Origin of the sequence: Gilliamella sp. App4-10 (assembly GCF_001690495.1) — a bacterium.
GTDB lineage: Bacteria > Pseudomonadota > Gammaproteobacteria > Enterobacterales > Orbaceae > Gilliamella > Gilliamella apicola_G.
Genome location: NZ_LZGS01000024.1, coordinates 1 through 18,763 on the forward strand (window position 1 = coordinate 1; position 18,763 = coordinate 18,763).

At 35.6% G+C, this 18,763-nt stretch carries 13 protein-coding genes, 2 pseudogenes and 1 CRISPR repeat array; of the genes and pseudogenes, 10 read left to right on the top strand and 5 right to left on the bottom strand.

The annotated features are described in order from the left end of the window. Positions 1 to 735 precede the first annotated feature (735 nt). From A9G23_RS03695 to tkt, 5 genes are all read left to right on the top strand, one after another. Positions 736 to 978 carry a FeoA family protein gene (locus tag A9G23_RS03695; RefSeq protein ID WP_065586333.1) on the top strand — a complete coding sequence of 81 codons (243 nt, stop codon included), beginning with the start codon at positions 736 to 738 and terminating at the stop codon, positions 976 to 978. Beyond that, positions 975 to 3,299, top strand: coding sequence for a Fe(2+) transporter permease subunit FeoB (gene feoB, locus A9G23_RS03700; protein ID WP_065586334.1), 2,325 nt, complete (start codon positions 975 to 977; stop codon positions 3,297 to 3,299). Before A9G23_RS03695 ends, feoB begins: the two co-directional genes overlap by 4 nt. A gap of 68 nt (positions 3,300 to 3,367) precedes the next feature. Next, a complete protein-coding gene (locus A9G23_RS03705) occupies positions 3,368 to 3,610 on the top strand; it encodes a FeoC-like transcriptional regulator (RefSeq protein WP_065586335.1) in 243 nt (80 codons plus the stop codon). 325 nt (positions 3,611 to 3,935) lie between these two features. After that, positions 3,936 to 4,886: a transaldolase gene (gene tal, locus A9G23_RS03710; protein WP_065586336.1), complete on the top strand. Its 951-nt coding sequence runs from the start codon at positions 3,936 to 3,938 to the stop codon at positions 4,884 to 4,886. Positions 4,887 to 5,024: 138 nt separating this feature from the next. Next, positions 5,025 to 7,031: a transketolase gene (tkt, locus tag A9G23_RS03715; RefSeq protein ID WP_065586337.1), complete on the top strand. Its 2,007-nt coding sequence runs from the start codon at positions 5,025 to 5,027 to the stop codon at positions 7,029 to 7,031. A 72-nt stretch (positions 7,032 to 7,103) separates the two neighbouring features. Here the strand turns inward: tkt and A9G23_RS03720 are convergent, their stop codons facing one another. The 4 genes from A9G23_RS03720 to A9G23_RS03735 all read right to left on the bottom strand — a co-directional run bounded on the left by A9G23_RS03720 (position 7,104) and on the right by A9G23_RS03735 (position 13,053). After that, complete coding sequence (locus tag A9G23_RS03720; RefSeq protein WP_065586338.1) at positions 7,104 to 8,507, bottom strand: phosphoethanolamine transferase; 1,404 nt, start codon at positions 8,505 to 8,507, stop codon at positions 7,104 to 7,106. A 573-nt stretch (positions 8,508 to 9,080) separates the two neighbouring features. Next, positions 9,081 to 10,511 carry an MATE family efflux transporter gene (locus tag A9G23_RS03725; protein ID WP_218059481.1) on the bottom strand — a complete coding sequence of 477 codons (1,431 nt, stop codon included), beginning with the start codon at positions 10,509 to 10,511 and terminating at the stop codon, positions 9,081 to 9,083. Continuing rightward, on the bottom strand, positions 10,477 to 11,793 hold the full coding sequence (gene rimO, locus A9G23_RS03730) for a 30S ribosomal protein S12 methylthiotransferase RimO (RefSeq protein WP_065586339.1): 1,317 nt from the start codon (positions 11,791 to 11,793) through the stop codon (positions 10,477 to 10,479). The genes A9G23_RS03725 and rimO overlap by 35 nt, the downstream gene beginning before the upstream one ends. A 333-nt stretch (positions 11,794 to 12,126) precedes the next feature. After that, positions 12,127 to 13,053 carry a siderophore ABC transporter substrate-binding protein gene (locus A9G23_RS03735; protein WP_065586340.1) on the bottom strand — a complete coding sequence of 309 codons (927 nt, stop codon included), beginning with the start codon at positions 13,051 to 13,053 and terminating at the stop codon, positions 12,127 to 12,129. Between the two features lie 169 nt (positions 13,054 to 13,222). On the opposite strand from A9G23_RS03735, the gene A9G23_RS03740 reads away from it, so the two are divergent. The 4 genes from A9G23_RS03740 (at position 13,223) to A9G23_RS03750 (ending at position 16,687) form a co-directional block, all read left to right on the top strand. Next, a complete protein-coding gene (locus tag A9G23_RS03740; RefSeq protein ID WP_065586341.1) occupies positions 13,223 to 15,193 on the top strand; it encodes a TonB-dependent receptor domain-containing protein in 1,971 nt (656 codons plus the stop codon). 759 nt (positions 15,194 to 15,952) lie between these two features. Continuing rightward, the gene (locus A9G23_RS11640; RefSeq protein WP_218059483.1) at positions 15,953 to 16,105 is read left to right on the top strand and encodes a hypothetical protein; all 153 of its coding nucleotides are present in this window, start codon (positions 15,953 to 15,955) and stop codon (positions 16,103 to 16,105) included. Positions 16,106 to 16,139: 34 nt separating this feature from the next. Then, positions 16,140 to 16,271 (top strand): endonuclease, encoded by a 132-nt coding sequence (locus tag A9G23_RS11855; RefSeq protein ID WP_442899737.1) that lies wholly within the window; start codon positions 16,140 to 16,142, stop codon positions 16,269 to 16,271. 101 nt (positions 16,272 to 16,372) lie between these two features. After that, the gene (locus tag A9G23_RS03750) at positions 16,373 to 16,687 is read left to right on the top strand and encodes a hypothetical protein (RefSeq protein WP_065586343.1); all 315 of its coding nucleotides are present in this window, start codon (positions 16,373 to 16,375) and stop codon (positions 16,685 to 16,687) included. Between the two features lie 586 nt (positions 16,688 to 17,273). Here the strand turns inward: A9G23_RS03750 and A9G23_RS11860 are convergent. Then, a pseudogene (locus A9G23_RS11860) lies at positions 17,274 to 17,384 on the bottom strand (integrase); the annotation flags it as partial. 52 nt (positions 17,385 to 17,436) lie between these two features. Further along, positions 17,437 to 18,015: a CRISPR direct-repeat array (repeat unit 29 nt; unit sequence CGGTTTATCCCTATGTGTATAGGGAACAC). Positions 18,016 to 18,580: 565 nt separating this feature from the next. On the opposite strand from A9G23_RS11860, the pseudogene A9G23_RS03755 reads away from it, so the two are divergent. Beyond that, positions 18,581 to 18,763: pseudogene (locus A9G23_RS03755) on the top strand (hypothetical protein); the annotation flags it as partial.

The window sequence follows — 18,763 nt, forward strand, 5'->3', positions numbered from 1 at the left end:
ATGAATAAAAACAATAAATTAATAATTATTTGTACAATAAAAATCCTTTTTGTCTTTTGCGAAATGGGATTATAGTATATTGGTTTCTCGCCCACTGCCGTTTAGGCCATTAATTCAAATAAAATCAATTTGATAATTATAAAAACACAATAATTTCTAAAAAATAATTGGCTATGTTTCTTGCACTATTTTGGCGTCAGAATGCGCCGATAACACAGTGAGGTCAACACGCCAAACAGGAATGTTTGGCGTGGCTATTTTCCGTCTGGAAAAAATTTGAACATCTGAGCAAAGTGAAGATGGCCTCGAAAAGACGAGTATCAGGATGATACGATTAAATCAAAGTTGACACATAAAGACTGAAACGTATCCAAATAGTCTTTAATCAACAACAAACTCCATAACTGCGTGATTTTATTTAAAAAAACATAAATAAAAATTTAATAAAATCAATATGCTATCTGAACATTTTTTATAGAAACAATCACACTTTTAAAATATTTAAAAGCGATTGTTACAATTTACTTGATAGTTATAAAAAGGCAAAAGCGAATGAATTTGGATTTGTATTTTCTATGATTTGACTATTTTGCGATTTTTTTACTTGTTATTTATTGTTATTGAGAATAATTCGCATTTTTACACTAAAAATAATTCTGATTATTTTTTAAGATATGTATCATTAATTTAATATGATTACTTTTATCAATACTGTTGTTATTTTTAGGAAACATAATGTCATCTCTTACCCTTAACCAGTTACCTTTAGGCCGCGAGGCGGTGATTACTCGCTTGTTACCTGAATCGTTACCCTTTCGTCGAAAGTTGCTTGCAATGGGCATTACGCCGGGTTGTAAGGTTTTGACTGTGCGCGTTGCGCCACTTGGCGATCCGATTGAAATTAAAATGCGTGGATTTGCACTTTGTTTGCGTCGTAAAGAAGCACAAGCCATTGAAGTGATGGAGGTAAGTGCGTGAAAATAGCATTAATTGGTAACCCTAATAGTGGTAAGACAACGTTATTTAATCTACTAACGGGTTCAAAACAGCGAGTAGGGAACTGGCCGGGCGTGACTGTTGAACGTAAAACTGGTATGTTCACTTATCATCATACACAATATGAAGTTATCGATTTGCCCGGTACGTATTCAATTGAGCCTGATCTGCTTAGTGTTTCGCAAGATGAGCTTATTGCGCGCCAATTCGTGCTGTCCGAAAGTCAATGCGTGATTATTAATATTATTGATGCAACTAATTTGCAACGTAGTTTGTATTTAACTTGTCAGTTAATTGATTTGCAAGTACCGATGATTGTTGTGTTAAATATGATCGATGCAGTTAAAGCCATGGGCGAACAGATTAATGTTGATTTGTTGTCAACTTTGCTCGGTTGTCCTGTGGTGGCAATATCATCTCGTCAAAAAACGGGTTTGCAGGGCTTTTATCAACAAATCGAAAACATGGTAATGCATCCATATGCAGCACAGCCATCGATTGATCTGCTTGGCGAGGATCAGCAAGCGGTGATTCATCGTTATATTTGCGATCTGCCTGAAGATAGTGTTGTGCGCCAATTTAATCGCTGGCAATTGATAGATGCTTTATTAGATGATTCGCGCTATCACTTATCACAACGTGAAACCAAAATGTTAGCGGACTGCCGCTTGTCGCTTGCAAAGTGGTGTGATAATGAAATTGATGTGGCACTTGCTAGCGCTCGTTATGACACGATTGATGTAATTTGTAAAAAAGTTATTGAAAAACCGCGCGAGCTTAGTGGTCGCTTTTCTGAAATCCTCGATAATATTACCTTGGGGCGCATTACTGGCATTCCGTTCTTTTTGTTGGCTATGTATGTCATGTTTATGGTGGCGATTAATTTTGGGGCGGTGTTTATTGATTTTTTTGATGTGCTTTGTGGCACGATTTTTGTTAATGGCACAACTGAGCTACTTCATGCCATCAATGCTCCAAATTGGATTACAGCTATTTTAGCCAATGGTATTGGTCGTGGCATTCAAACTGTTTCAACGTTTATTCCTGTCATTGGGGCGATGTTTTTTTGTTTGTCTTTTTTAGAAGATTCTGGTTATTTGGCACGTGCAGCAATGGTAATCGATCGATTGATGCGCAGTATTGGTTTGCCGGGTAAAGCGTTTGTGCCAATGCTAGTGGGATTTGGCTGCGGTGTGCCAGCCATTATGGGCACGCGAACGCTTGAAAGTACACGTGATCGTATTATGTCCATTTGTATGATCCCTTTTATGTCATGTGGGGCAAGGTTGCCGGTTTATGCATTATTTGCGGTGATATTCTTCCCTAAAAATGCCTCTATAGTGGTGTTTGCTTTATATTTGCTAGGCATTGCAGTGGCAATGGTGACGGGATTTGTGCTCAAATTCACTTTATTAAAAGGTACACTCACACCATTTATTATGGAAATGCCTGTGTATCGTATTCCGACTTTACGCAGCCTGCTTAGTTTGACTTGGCAGCGCTTAACGTCGTTTATTTTTAAAGCAGGTAAAGCCATTGTGCTTATGGTAACGGTGTTAAGTGTGCTTAACTCATGGGGTAGCGATGGTTCGTTTAAGCACGAAAGTACACAAAACTCTATGCTTTCTGTTGTTAGTCAAAAAATCACGCCTGCATTTGCACCGATGGGGATTAAACACGATAACTGGCCAGCAACAGTTGGTATTTTTACGGGTATTTTTGCTAAAGAATCGGTAATTGCAACACTCAATTCGCTTTATTCTATCGATGATGATAACGAGCAAGATGAACCATTTAGTTTGTCGCAAGGAATTTTAGATGCGCTAGCAACCATTCCAAAAAATTTGGCGAGTTTGTCGAATGCTGTTTTAGATCCGTTAGGGTTTAACACTGCTTCACAAGATATGGATTCACTACAGACTGATTTAGAGGTGGATTCGACAACAATTTCACAAATTAAAAATGGGTTTGGTTCACCTTCAGCTGCGATGAGTTATTTAATTTTTATTTTACTTTATACTCCTTGCGCTGCGGCGTTGGGTGCAGTTTATCGCGAAGCCGGTTTTAAGTGGATGGTGTTTGTGGCAATTTGGACTTTTACCATTGCGTGGCTAACGGCAACCATTTATTACCAATTTATGTTGCTTGGGCATTCTTCTGCGGCCGTTTGGTGGCTGATGGGGTGCAGTGCATTTATTGTTGTGATGCTATTGTTTATGCGTACTTTAGGGCGATATTCGTTTTTTAAGCAACCAACAGCACCAAATTCATCCCACTGTAAAAAATCATCGTGCTGTCAGTAAATAAATGGCTGCTAATTTAAATATAAAATAGAGGAAAAGCATGCAGGGGTCGCCCTGCAACTTTGATTATGGCTATGTTAATAACGTCAATTCGTGATTATGTACAATTAAAAGGTCGTGCACCATTGCAAGAGATTGCCAGACACTTTAGCCTACCAGAAAGCGCAACTGAGCAGATGTTACGTTTTTGGATCAGAAAAGGGGTGATAAAGTTAATAGCGCAAGATCGACCATTGCCTTGCCAAGCTAAACAGTGCCGTTCTTGTACCAGTTGTGGTTTAACCAGTCAACTTGAATATGTTTGGGCTTAATCAGTTAAATCATGGTTTAGCGAATTTTTAAATCTGCAAATTTTTTTGTTAACATTTGTCGATTTAAAGATCGATTAATGCAAATTAATCCTAATTTGATTTTGTGATTTAATTCACATAATTGAATTTATTTATACGATAAAAATAGTAAACTTGACTAATATTAATTAGTGATAAAGCCTGATTCTACCTTTTTTGTCCGCTTTTTGCGGTGTTTTTTTGCCGATAATAGAGATGAATCATCAGCCAATGACAATGTCGTTTTATTATTGAATAAATGTTATTATACTTCCATTATAATAACACGCTGTATGAGGATAAAAGTATGAGTCAATTAGATGAGTTTAAAAAATTAACTGTGGTGGTAGCTGATACGGGCGATATCGATTCGATTAAGCAGTTTTCCCCCGAAGATGCAACAACGAATCCCTCTCTTGTTTTGAAAGCAGCTCAACTTCCTCAATATCGCAATTTAATTGATTCTGCAGTGCAAACCGCTAAAAAGTTAGGTGGTAGTAAAGAACAGCAGTTAGTTAATGCCTGTGATCAAGTTGCTGTAAATATTGGTGCTGAGATTTTAAAAACTGTTCCAGGGCGGATTTCGACCGAAGTCGATGCGCGTTTGTCTTTCGATAAACAAGGTTGTATTGAAAAAGCGCGTAAAATCATTGGACTTTATCAAGAAAAGGGCATTGATAAATCTCGTATTTTAATTAAAATTGCATCAACGTGGGAAGGCATTAAAGCGGCTGAAGTGCTCGAAAAAGAAGGCATTAACTGTAATTTAACGTTATTGTTTTCGTTCGCACAAGCACGTGCATGTGCAGAAGTCAATGCCTTTTTAATTTCGCCATTTGTAGGGCGTATTTATGATTGGTATCAAGCTAAAAAACCAATCGATCCCTATGTAGCAGATGAAGATCCGGGCGTTGTGTCTGTTCGTAATATCTTTAATTATTATAAACAGCATGGTTATAAAACAATTGTAATGGGAGCAAGCTTCCGTAAGGTCGATCAAATATTGGCATTAGCAGGTTGTGATAGGTTAACGATTTCGCCTAATTTACTTGCCGAAATGCAACAATCAAATTCGCCTGTTGTGCAAAAACTCAATCCAAATCAAGCTGTGGTTGCTCGTCCTGCGCCAATGACTGAGGCCGAATTTAGATGGCAACATAATAGCGATGCCATGGCTGTTGAAAAATTAGCTGAAGGCATTCGCGCTTTTGCCGTTGATCAAGGCAAATTAGAAGATATGATTGGCGCATTGTTATAATCATATTGAACGAAATAGGGGAGTTAGCTCCCCATTTTTACACTATTTTTTCGTTGATTTGATTAACGATTTTGGAAGTTATTTCAACCTAGCAGGTATTAACAATTTTTAACTCAAGAAATTTTTGGAGATGACAACATGAATGCAACCAGACTATCTCACCGCGAACTGGCGAATGCGATAAGGGCATTGAGCATGGATGGCGTACAGAAAGCAAAATCAGGGCATCCTGGTGCGCCAATGGGCATGGCGGATATGGCCGAAGTGCTTTGGCGTAGCTTTTTAAAACATAACCCAAGCAACCCAAAATGGGCTGATCGCGACCGTTTTATTTTATCCAATGGCCATGCTTCAATGCTGATCTATAGTTTATTGCATTTAACCGGTTATGACGTGACTATTGATGATCTAAAAAACTTTCGTCAGTTACATTCAAAAACGGCAGGACACCCTGAATATGGTTATGTGCCGGGTGTTGAAACAACAACCGGACCACTAGGACAAGGTATCGCTAATGCTGTTGGTATGGCCATTGCTGAAAGAACCTTAGCTGCACAATTTAATAAACCTGATCATACTATCGTTGATCACCATACTTATGTGTTTATGGGTGATGGTTGTATGATGGAAGGTATTTCGCACGAAGTGTGTTCGTTAGCAGGTACTCTTAAATTAGGTAAACTTATTGCGTTTTATGATGATAATGGCATTTCAATCGATGGTGAAGTCGAAGGTTGGTTTACTGATGATACAGCAAAACGTTTTGAAGCTTACGGCTGGCATGTTATCCGTAGTATTGATGGTCATGATGCCAAAATGTTAAAAGAAGCCATTGAGCAAGCGCAGGCGGTAACTGATAAACCATCATTATTAATGTGTAAAACGGTGATTGGTTTTGGTTCGCCAAATAAAGCTGGTAGCCATGAAAGCCATGGCGCACCATTAGGCGATACCGAAATTGAAGCAACACGTAAAGCACTTGGCTGGAATTATCCTGCTTTTGAAATTCCTAAAGACTATTATGATGCTTGGGATGCCAAAGCTAAAGGTAGGCAGCTTGAAGATGAATGGAATGTTCGTTTTGATGCTTATGCTAAGGCCTATCCTGAATTAGCTGAAGAATTTAAGCGTCGTGTTAATGGTGATTTGCCGGAAAATTGGTCACAAATTGCTAACGATGTGGTGAATAAACTTCAAGCAAATCCAGCAACAATTGCTACCCGTAAAGCATCACAAAATGCTATTGAAGCGTTTGCCCCAGCTTTACCTGAGTTTTTAGGCGGTTCGGCTGATTTAGCACCAAGTAATTTAACCATGTGGTCAGGATCTAAAGAGATCTTAGCTAATGCGGATGGTAATTATATCCATTATGGTGTGCGTGAGTTTGGTATGTCCGCTATTATGAATGGTATTGCATTACATGGTGGATTTATTCCTTATGGTGCGACATTTTTAATGTTTATGGAATATGCACGTAATGCTATTCGGATGGCGGCATTAATGAAGATTCGTGCTTTATTTGTTTATACTCATGATTCAATTGGCTTAGGTGAAGATGGGCCAACGCATCAACCTGTTGAACAAATGGCAAGCTTACGTGTTACGCCAAATGTGAGTACTTGGCGACCATGCGATCAAGTCGAATCAGCTATTGCTTGGCAATATGCGATAGAACGTAAAGACGGTCCAACAGCGTTGATTTTTTCACGACAAAATCTTAAACAACAAGATCGCACTGCTCATCAATTAGCTGATGTGTATCGCGGTGGTTATATCTTAAATGATTGCATAGGTACACCTGAATTAATTATTATTGCGACGGGTTCTGAAGTTGAGCTTGCCGTTGAAGCTTATCAGCAATTGACTCAAGCAGGTAAAAAAGTGCGGGTGGTGTCAATGCCATCAACTGATGCGTTTGATAAACAAGATCAGGCTTATAAAGAGTCAGTATTGCCATCGTCAGTAACAGCTCGCCTTGCCATTGAAGCCGGTATTAGTGATTATTGGTATAAATATGTTGGTCTTAACGGCAAAGTAATTGGCATGACAAGCTTTGGCGAATCAGGCCCAGCAGATCAACTGTTTAAAGAGTTTGGCTTTACTGTTGAAAATGTACTTGCGCAAGCAAATAATTTGTTGAAATAGTTAATTTATTACACTAAAAAAATGCCATCAGCTAAGGGTTGATGGCGTTTTTTGTTATTTAAGTAATGGATATTAATTAAAAGGATTTGGATCCTTTTTTAATTTATTAAATTGATGTAATTTATTGTTATTCCAATCCTTCACTTTGATATTCTGTTGTTCGGGTATCAGAGAAAGATCATTTTGCATATAATCATGTTTTATATCTAATTTAATACCCATCCAGTTGCTTAACAAATAAACTAGTTGGAATCCCGATATTTGTTTATTAATTTTTTGTTGAGGTGATTTATCTGAATCAAAAAAGATAAATGGAACCCGATAACTTTCTTGATAGTCTGAATTGTGTCTTAAGTCATTATGTTGGTCTGTATGCGCAAGTCCATGATCGGCAAAGTAAACAACGGAATAATCTTGCTTGTATTTTTCTAACTTATCGATTGTTTGTGCAATAAGATCATCGGTTTCTTTAATGGTACTAACATAACAAGAGATGTTTTTATTATTCAGATCAAACTGTACTTTAAATTCTAATCGTTTACAAAAGTTAGAATGTGAGCCTATTAAGTGCATAACAATAAGTTTTGGTTTGTTATCTCCTTTTAATAAAATATTGTCTAGTTCAGGTAATAACAATGTGTCATGTTTTCCTTTTGATGATTTACCATTATATTCCCCTTTTTTGGTGTAAAAAGAATGCTTTGCATAAGCAGCAATACGGGGTACGGTAATTTCAATTGTACCTAATTTACCTTGATTTGAAAGCCAGTAAGTTTCAAATTCTGCATCATTAGCAATGCTGACAATATTATTATTGAGTTGTGCACTAACTTCTTTGTCGTTTGAGAAAATCGACTGGCTAATGAGGTGTGGAATTGATGATTGAGTATTTGGGGCGGGCGCAATTAATCCATCCCAAATAACACTGGCTTGGGTTCGAGCAAATGGTGTATTGTCATATTTAAAACCATAAGCACTCATATAGTCTTTTCGAACACTTTCGCCAATGATAATAACATAAGTTTTATGTTTTGGATTAACTGATATAATCGGTATGCTATTAGTTTGTTCAATTTGTTTAAGTTGCTGTTGCTTTTCGGTTATATATAGTTTTCCACTTTCATAAAATCCAATACAGAATTCTAAAATAGGATATTTGATGTTGCTCAAAAAAGAATAAATTATTGAATTGAAATTGTTTGGCTGATACTGAGCAATTATTTTTATTGGTTTATAACAACATAATCCTAATACAAAAATAATTAAATAGCGGTTGCTTATTTTTGGAAACGGAAATTTTTTAAATAAGATAATAAAAAATAATATCAAAAGTAGTGGAATAAAATAGAAATAAATAGGTAGTTGTGAACAAAACTCTGTCATTTCATCAAAATCTGTTTCAGCGACAGCACTAATCACGGCAACATTGGGGGAGCCATAATAAAACCCCACAGGTAAATAGAGTGCGGCTATCACAAACCAAATGCCAAAAAAGACTCGGAAAAAAGTGAATCGGGCTAGAAAAATAAGAGAAAAATAAGTTAAAAATATACGATCAAATCTTTTTTCAAATCCTAATAAATAAACCAGTAGAATAGAAAGGCAAAGACACACGCCGTGCGAAAATAGATTTTCTTTTTTTATCATCATATTAACTGTATTAATAATATCAATTTTTGGATTGAAAGATTATAGATTCATTCAAATTTTTAGCAATATTTTTTATTTAATCGAATGAATAATCAAATATCTTAATTTGCGTATTAATAAATGTTAATTTAATAGAAGTATCATTGGACAAGGTTATGTTTATTTTAGTGATAAACTTGTTTAAGGGATGGATAACGACGATGAGAAAGCAAAGAAGTTCCTTTATTGGGTGGTTTGCTATCTTGGACTAATGCTCGAATTTCAGCTGGAACAGCTGATCGCCCATAATTATTGAAGAATTAACCTATTTTCATTTAACTATTGAATATTCAATAATTGATTTTTAATAAAAACGTGGTTAATCCTTCTTATTTTATTAAATAACTTATATAACTAATATTATCTGGATGCGCGTTCTAAAATAACTTCAACTGCTTGTTTTTGGATGTAGATCATCCTAGCTATTAATAGTAATGCCGCAACGGCAAGTCCTAATATGATGCCTATCCAAAATCCAGCCGCGCCAATTGGCTCTATGATTAGGTCAGTTAATCCTAGAATATAGCCAACAGGTAATCCGACTACCCAATAAGAAAGTAGCGTGATAAAAAAGATGCTTTGGGTATCTTTGTAACCTCGTAGTACATTACTTGCCACAACTTGTAAATAATCTGATGCTTGATAAATCGCCAGTAATATAATGAGCTGCATACAAATAGCCATAACGGCTGTTTCTTTGGTAAATAGCGCTACAATCGGTGCTTTAAAAATAACTAAAATTAGCGCAACAATTATCGCCATGCTAAGTGATATGGCTAAACTAATATAAGCAGTTTGTTTGGCTAAAGCTGGTTTTTTTTTGCCCAGTAAATAACCAACACGAATACTGGTTGCAACACCAAGAGATAATGGAATAGCAAAGGTTAAACTACTGATGGTAAATATAATTTGATGTGCAGCAACGGTTATTTGACCTAAAGGGGCAATTAATAATGCAATCACAGCAAATAGGCTCATTTCAAAAAAGTAAGCCAGTGCAAGTGGGGTGCCAAGCATGACAATTTTTTTGATTATACCAAAATCAACTAGTTTAGTGATGGGTGTTTGACGAATATCGCGTTGGCTTGCGCTAGTGAGTGTATATAAGCGTATTAATATAAACATGAGCCAAAAGATGATTGTCGCTGTAATGCCACAGCCGACTCCTCCAAAAGCCGGTAAACCTAATTTTCCATAGATTAAAACGTAGTTAATTGGAATGTTGGCAAGAAGGGCAATAAATATGATCACCATTGCTGGTTTGGTGTTTGATAGACCTTCACATTGATTTCGATAGACCAAAAAGAGTAAGAAAGCAGGTACACCCCACATTATGGCGCGTAAAAATGAAACAGCTACGTTAACCATTTCAGGATCGATAGGGTGATCAGCTGAGCTTCTTAAATTAATTATTTTGTCGGAATGATATAGAAACAACATCATTAATATTGATAATATGAGCGCTATTACTACACCTTGACGAGTCTGATTAGCAACTTGATCACGTTTAGCAGCACCATTTAAGTTTGATATAATTGGCGTTAACACCGTTAACAAACCTTGCCCAAATAAAATCGTGGGTAACCAGATTGACACTGCAATAGCGACACCAGATAGAGCTGTTTTACTATAATTCCCAGCCATAATGGTATCGACAAACGTGATTGCTGTTTGTGATACTTGAGCAACGAGTACAGGAACTGCTAATTTAACGAGATTTTTTATTTCGTGTTTATAATGTTGTTTCATGGTTTTATTACCGTTTAACCGTTCCCCATAAGTCATATTCATCAGAATGTTCAATGTTCACTTGAACTATATCGCCAACGTGGACTTGATTTTCTTCGTTTAAATAAACAACGCCATCAATTTCAGGTGCATCAGCCATGCTGCGACCTATTGCGCCTTCTTCATCAACTTCATCAATAATGACAGCAAGTGTTTTACCTATTTTTGCTTGTAATTTTTGCGTTGAGATTGTTTGCTGTAATTGCATAAAACGATCAAAACGTTCTTGTTTGAGCGTTTCTGGAATTTGGTTTGCCAGTTCATTCGCCACGGCACCTTCTACTGGGCTGTATGGGAAACAGCCAACTCGATCTAATTGTGCTTGTGACAAAAAATCAAGCAGTAGTTCAAAATCCTGATCGGTTTCGCCAGGATATCCAACTATAAACGTTGAACGTAATGTAATATCTGGGCAGATTTCGCGCCATTTGTGAATACGTTCTAAGGTTCTTTCAATAGATCCGGGGCGTTTCATTGATTTTAAAATAGCCGGGCTTGCGTGTTGTAATGGCACATCTAAATAAGGCAAAATTTTACCATCGGCCATTAATGGAATTAGATTATCAACACTTGGATAAGGATACATATAATGCAATCTGACCCAAATTCCTAAATTTGCTAGTTGTTCACATAGTGTTTGGATATCCGTTTTTAATGGAATTCCATTCCAAAAGTTGGTACGATTTTTTATGTCAATGCCATAGGCCGAAGTATCTTGAGCAATGACTAGTAGTTCTTTAACTCCACTATCAGCTAGACGTTTAGCTTCATCTAAAACATTGCCAATTGGTCGGCTAACCATGTCTCCACGCAAAGAGGGAATAATACAGAATGTACAACGGTGATTGCAGCCCTCTGAAATTTTAAGATAAGCATAATGCTTGGGTGTTAATTTAACGCCTTGTTGTGGAATTAAACTAGTATAAGGATCATATGCTGGTTTAGGTGCATATTTATTAACATGACTAAGAACTGCTTCATAACTATGTGGACCTGATATTTCAAGCACTTTGGGGTGTACCGTTCTAATTTGATCTTCTTTGGCTCCAAGGCAGCCAGTGACAATGACTTTACCGTTTTCGTTTAGTGCTTCGCCGATTGCTTCAAGTGATTCTTGCACTGCACTGTCAATAAATCCACATGTGTTAACAATGACCAGATCAGCATTTTCATAACTCGGTACCACTTGATAACCTTGTGTGCGTAGTTCAGTTAAAATTCGTTCAGAGTCAACTAAGTTTTTAGGACAGCCAAGGCTTACAAATCCAATTGTAGGGGGTGACATATTCATAGTATTTATAATAGTGTTTTATATTTAAAGAGGTATTGTTTGAGAATTAATAAACTATATTTGTTAATTATCATTTACAATCAAAATGAGCTCGGTATTTTATCACATTTCATTATCGTTGATACACCGATTTTCTAATTTGAAATTTATATTAACTGTACTTTGGCTTATCTATTCGATACTCGTAATGACGCGGAAAGTAGCCAGTTTGTTTAAATAACAGCGATTACTTATTAGGTGTTATTTGACTATCAATATAAAATAAAGCCTTTATTGGCAATAAAGGCTTTTAAAGAACAGGAAGTTAAACTTATTAATTAAACGGCATTATTTTAATGCATTAATGACTTCGTCAATTTGACGATTTATGCTTTTTGCACCTCCACCAGATAAATACCATAGATCAGGCGTTAAATAAACAACATGTGTTTTACTTTTATTTAGTACTTGCTGAGAAAAATAGTGTTCAGCCATACCTTGATTGCCGATTGCTTTGCTACGGTCGATAACAAAGATAATATCAGGTTTTACCGATTTAATATAATTATCATCAACAAAAATTGGTGTTGGCTTGCCTATTGCGTTATGCGTAGGCATAACGGTGAGGGGGACCGCTCTTTTAACGTTTAGTACGTCATGAATCAGTGTCGCACTTGAGCTTGAATTGATAAGAATCATCTTTCCATCATTATGAATAGCAACGATAGCCTTTTTAGCACTGGCTTGGGCTATAGCTTGGGCATCTTGAATGGTTTTATCTAATGTCTGAATAATATTCTCCGCTTTGCTTTCAGTGCCTGTAATATTTGCCAGTACTTGGATATGATTTCTGGCTGATTCAACGTAATTTTTGGCATCAACACTTAAATTAATAACAGGGGCAATTTTGGATAAATCATCAGTTTTACTTGCTTGACGTCCATCAATAATGATCAAATCAGGCTTAACTTGCTTGATCTTTTCAATATTGGGGTCTTTCATATTGCCCGTATCGGTAATCGATGCGTTATTATATTGTTGCAAATATGATGGGATTACTGACAGTGGGGTGGCTACAACTATTGAACCTTTACCTAATGCATCTAACGTATCTAATGCACCATAGTTCATTACCACTACTTTTTTAGGATCTTTAGGAACGATCACCGTTTGGTTATCAGCAGTAATGCTCATTGTTTGTGATGATTGGCAGCCGGTTAAACTTAATGCCATCACTACAATACTACTCAAAAGTAACTTTTTTTTCTTGTTCATTTCTAATATCTCTCATTAATATAAATGATAATAATTATCATTAAATAAGGTGGAATTGTCTAGATCTAAATAATTTTTTATAAAGATATTGATAATCATTCTCATATAGTGTAGTGTTCTATGGTATATGAAACTATAAATATCATTATAAATAATGGAGTTATAATAAATGAATGCAAAAAAGAAGTTTAAATTGGCAAAACATGTCATCAATACGGGCATTTTGTTGTCATTATCAAGTAATGCGATAGCTGCTAGCAATTCAGATACTGACACTATGGTTGTTACTGCATCGGGGTTTTCTCAGCAAGTTAAGGAAGCGCCAGCAACTATTTCGGTTATTACACCTAAAGAGATCGAAAATAAACCTTATCGCGATGTTACTGACGCACTAAAAGATATTCCTGGTGTAAATATCACAGGGGGTGGGGATTCCACTGATATTAGTATTCGCGGGATGGATGCTAAATATACGTTAATATTAGTGGATGGTAAAAAAATTAGCACGCGTGAAACTAGACCAAACAGTGATAATTCCGGATTTGAGCAAGGTTGGTTACCACCATTAACAGCAATTGAACGTATTGAAGTTGTGCGCGGTCCTATGTCGTCATTGTATGGTTCTGATGCAATGGGGGGCGTTATTAATATTATTACCAAAAAAGTGTCAAATAAATGGCAAAGTGGTTTGCGTCTAGAATCGGTTATTCCTTATCGTTCAAAAGAAAAAGATACCTACACGGGCAGCTTTTCAACCATAGGACCAATTATTGATGATGTTTTAGGTATTCAACTGTATGGACAGTATTCAAAACGTCATGAAGATGAATTTCTTAGTGGTCATGCTGGGCAAAAATTACGCAGTTTAAATGGTAAATTATCGTTAAATGCCACAGAGACGCAAAAATTTGATCTGGATTTTGGACGAGCTTTACAAAATAGTAACGCAACAGCTGGCAAAACAAGAGATAAATCTAGAACTAATTTTAATCGAGATAACCAGCGCAATACATTTGCTTTAACGCATAATGGCTTATTTGGTGATGTGTCAACGACCTCATTTGTCGCTTATGAAGGAAATAACAATCCTGAAAGAAAAATGAAGATTCGAAATACGGATGTAGATACACGTGTTACTATTCCTTTTAGTATTAATATGCTGACTTTAGGTGGAAAATATAATTATCAAGAGCTACACGATAAAGGAAATCAATTAAAAACCACATTATCTAAAATTGATCGTTGGAATTATGCGCTATTTGGTGAAGATGAATTACGTATTTTAGAAAATTGGAGTTTAACGTTAGGATTACGTTACAACAAAGACGAAAATTATGGTAGCAACTGGAACCCTAGGGTTTACAGTGTTTGGAATATTGATGATAACTTTACCTTAAAAGGTGGTTATTCAACGGGTTATGCGACTCCACAATTACGTTATGTTGTAACGGATTGGGGGCAAGTCACTGGAGGCGGATATTCCGATGGGGTAATCATTGGAAATCCAAATTTAAAACCAGAAAAATCAAATAATTTTGAAATTGGCATAGGCTATACCAATGATTATGGTATCGATGCTTCGGCAACCGCATTTTACACAAAATATAAAGATAAAATTCAATCCTATTATATTTGTGATCGTAAAAGTGGCAGCAAATGTTTGTTGAGCGGTTATAGTAAAAAGTTTGACTTTATACAAGGTCGTGAAAATGTAGGTAAAGCTGATCTTAAAGGCCTTGAGCTCTCATTTAAAACACCTTTATTTACTAATTTCTTATTAAGTTCTAACTATTCTTGGACAAAAACAGAACAAAAAAGTGGTCAATATAAAGGACGAGCTTTAAATCGAACGCCTAAACAAAAATTCAATACTCAACTCGATTGGTATGCTACACAGCAATGGGACTTATGGGCTAAATTGGCCTATTATGGCATGGAATCATCGAATAATCGTAATGGTACAAAAGTTGACTATCCAGGCTATACTTTCTGGGATATAGGGGCATCTTATCAAGTACATAAACAAGCTAAGGTTTATGCTGGTGTTTATAACTTATTTGATAAAGATGTCAGTAACGAAGATTTTGGTAAAACATTAGAAGGTAGACGCTATTTTGTCGGTACCGAAATTAATTTCTAATTAACCAATATGTTAGTTTGGTTTATTATTCTAAGGCAGCTTTAATTTAGCTGCCTTTTTTATAAATAATCCATTAATTTATGCGTTTATTCACTAAAAAATTATCCATATAAAATATTAATTTTAATTGATTTTTTTGTTTTTGATAAAAATACTCTGTATCAATCATGAATTGAGTTTGTGATATATCTAGGCTTTTACTTACTTGCTCAATTAATACGATATTGTCAATGTGTTGTTTTAAATCTTTTACTTCAATCCCCGTTTTGAGGCGTTTCAGTGACTGATTTTGCCATAAATCACCTTGATTGATTAAATATCTGTTGATATATTTAAAACTAGAGGTGGGTACGTCCCACCTTTGATGGTTAATTGACTGGAAATGATATCAATATTATAAACAAGAGAATTAAGCGTATATTTATTCTTTTACTCTTTTCAATTCTTATCGAAAGCTGAGGGTTTATTTTATCAAGTTCCTTGCTGGATGGTTGCTGTTGCAGGATGCTTACTATAAAAGTCGATGTTTTATATAACATATTAAATTTTTACAGTGATTGGATTTATTTTAAATGGATTTTATGGGAAAAATAACTATCTTACTTTTATTTACGCTGTTATTGGTTTATTCAGCACAGAACTTTAATTCAGCTAAAACACATTTAACTAAATTATATAAATCAAACCCTAATCAAACTACATTTTATTGCGGCTGAGAATTTTCGTGGATAGATAAAAAAGTGTTGTTGATTTTGACAAATGTGGATAACAGACAAGAAAAATCAGGCTAGAGCTGAACGCTTTGAGTGGGAACATGTTATACCTGCCGAAAATTTTGGTAGACACCTAACATGCTGGCAAGCAGGTGGACGTAAAGCGTGCAAAAAAGATACTACCTTCAATCTTCACTAAAGAATTTAATCAGTATGGACAGCGTAAAAGCGCTGTGGATTTTAAAGCTCGTATATTCCTGCCGCGTAACGAAATCCGAGGAATGATAGCTCGCAGCTATCTTTACATGTCTGATAAATATAAAATTAATTTATCTAATCAAGAAAAGAAGCTGATGATGGCGTGAAATAAAATGTATGCACCTGAAAATTGGGAATGCAAGCGTAATGAGCATATAGCAAAAGTGCAAGGTAATGATAATAAGTTCGTTACTGGGTGGTATACATAATGAAAAAGTTAATCATATTATTTTTAATTATTTTTTGGTCGCAAATTGTAGATGCGGCGGTAATCCATAATATAACGTATCGTGGTTCAGATCCTGATGCAATTAGGTTGATCGGTGGTGTATCTTTTTTTGCTTTGATTTGTATCTGTTTTATTATGGCCAATTTTCTATTAGAAGAGACTGACAAACCAAAGGATGAGCAAGACAAATTAAAGCAAAATGGAGTGCGTTCTAGCAAAAAAAACAAGCCAGTGAACGAGAAATTCAAGAAATACGAAATATACACTTCTAAGAATTTTAAAAAGAAAAAATGAAATCGCTTGACTGTGTTTTTTTGTGTCCAGATTTTGAGTAATTCACTCAATACCAAATCGACAGCAATGCTATATACACATCATAATAAACAGCATTAGACTAAAGAGCGATTTAACTTTATGAAAAAATTAGGGAAGTAAGCAAGTAGAATGCTATTAAACTGGAAACGAGTTAAGTCAATTATTGAAAATAAGCAACATTCCTTCCACCAAAATAAAACTCAAATTTTAAGCAAAAAATTGGTCAGGAAAAGTATTGATTTTATTGAGGTTTTTTGCGAAAAATTTGTTTATTTTGAAGTTGTTAGCATTTAAAGAGCTATTCGATGATATCATTTTTACCCTCATTTTATCTCACTAATAAAAGATAGATTTAAGGTAATCACTTTAAAGGCTTTTTAGGTAAGGCTTTAGAATGGTACGCCTAGGTGGACTCTAACCACTGACCCCCCACTATGTTAAAATTAGGTTCTAACACTAAAAATAATGATATAATTCAATTAATTATTTGCTTTTAACTGTAAGAAAAAACAGGGGTTTAGGGAGTGTTATAGATATCAATAACTTAAACGAGTTTTACCCCCGCTTAAATTACGATTTGGATGTGCGGAACTTCAACCCATTCGGTATGGTTTTTGGTATAAAATTTAGTTGATTTTTCATCGCTATGAGCCATTCTAGTTTGAGAGTTTATTCCTCTATGTGTATAGGGAACAGCAGGTAAATCAACATTCATTAGACAGCAAGCCCGGTTTATCCCTATGTGTATAGGGAACACACAGATGGGTAGAGGTATAGCCCTCCGTGCGTCGGTTTATCCCTATGTGTATAGGGAACACAACTACATCATCGTATTCCTGTGCAGTGAGTCCGGTTTATCCCTATGTGTATAGGGAACACAACTTGAGCAATATCGATTTTCAAGGGGCTAACGGTTTATCCCTATGTGTATAGGGAACACGCCATTTATTAATCATAGCGCCCTCCTATTTGGCGGTTTATCCCTATGTGTATAGGGAACACACAGTTTCGCTGAACCCGGTCATTAACGCCTGCGGTTTATCCCTATGTGTATAGGGAACACTTACAAAAGGGCTAAAAGCATTGGCCAAGGAGCGGTTTATCCCTATGTGTATAGGGAACACTATTTTTCACCTAGTTGAATAATTATTTCATTCGGTTTATCCCTATGTGTATAGGGAACACTATAGTATAACTGAGAGTTAACGGATAGTGAACGGTTTATCCCTATGTGTATAGGGAACACTGTCCATCTCTTTTTGCCACCCTCTTGTTTTTCGGTTTATCCCTATGTGTATAGGGAACACTCCAATTATAACACATTGTTTTATTATTAAAATATTTAACACCAAATTTCTACCAACTTTTTCAATGATTTTAATAATAACAATGATTTTATAATGCATTGTTTTTATTAAAGTAATATTAGGATAAAATAGAGAGAATATTAGGATTTTTCATTCTACCAATTAATCTTTAAATTTCATATATTTATAGCACAGTCAGCAATAAAACTGAGCTTTTCTTTATTAAAAAAGACGGAATTTCTGGTTAACATATCCAAAAATCTATACCGCTTCAGCATAAAATTATTTTTCATTTAACAGGTTAAAAAATATACTTAATAAAGTATGGCGTTGCTTAAATCGCTTTTTAAATAAAGGCGTTAAGCAGCTACCAGATACTCGTTTAGTTAACAGATATTATTGATATTAAGCAAAAGTATTGATTAAAAAGGTTAACGTTGCGTTAAAATGGTTTATACTCTGTTTCCATTATCGTTTATGCTTAAAACAATACTATAAATAACGATAAGCCAATCACCTCATTAACAATAAAATATAGAGATTTTAGGGAAAATAGGAAAACAATATGGACAACACGCTTAATCCCTTAATCGGTGAATTTGGGGACGGATTAGTGACGGGTTTAGGGGGCGTTAGCCATAATCGCTATAGCTTAACTGTTGAGGGGCTGCGCTCGCCGATTTCGGTTTGGCATGTTGACGGTAATGAGTCGTTAAACCAGCCTTGGCGTTATGTGATTACTTTTACC